Source organism: Streptomyces sp. DH12 (assembly GCF_020873895.1).
GTDB lineage: Bacteria > Actinomycetota > Actinomycetes > Streptomycetales > Streptomycetaceae > Streptomyces.
The window spans coordinates 1-458 of the sequence record NZ_JAHWGT010001023.1; the positions used below are offsets into that span (position 1 = coordinate 1).

Consider the following 458-nt stretch of genomic DNA (forward strand, 5'->3'; position numbering starts at 1 on the left):
TCGCAGCCCATCGGGGCGGTCATGCCGTCGGGCACGAGGAGCCTGCGCGGCGCGTCCGGCGTCTGCCGTCCGCGCTGCATGCGGACCAGCGAGTCCAGGCTCAGCATGCGGGTGCCGCCGGCGCGCGTCACGCCCGCCCTCCGTCCCGGCCGGCGGGTGTGCCCAGGCGCTGCTCGGCGCGGTGGGCCGCGTCCCCGTCACCGGTCTCGTCCGTGCCGTCCTCGGAGCCGCCGGCCGGACCGGGCTTGGGGCGGGCGCCCCAGCCGAGGTCGTCGCGGGGCTCGCCGGGGTCGCCCTGGGTGCCGGGGGTGCGCGGGAGTTCCGCCCAGACCAGCAGGCCGGGACCGTGTTCGTGGGCGCCCCACGCGTGGCACAGGGCGTCGACGAGGAGCAGTCCCCTCCCGTGCTCCTCCTCCGGCTGCTGCCGGGTGTTCGCCCGTGGCCGGCCCGGCGCGCAG

The 458-nt window shown here is 79.3% G+C and carries 1 protein-coding gene; it reads right to left on the reverse strand.

Going from position 1 to position 458, the window contains the following annotated elements; genetic code table 11:
• Window positions 1-127: 127 nt before the first annotated feature.
• Window positions 128-458, reverse strand: a 331-nt coding sequence (locus LPA54_RS38300) for an ATP-binding protein (protein ID WP_228984994.1), incomplete at its 5' end; no start/stop codon positions are given.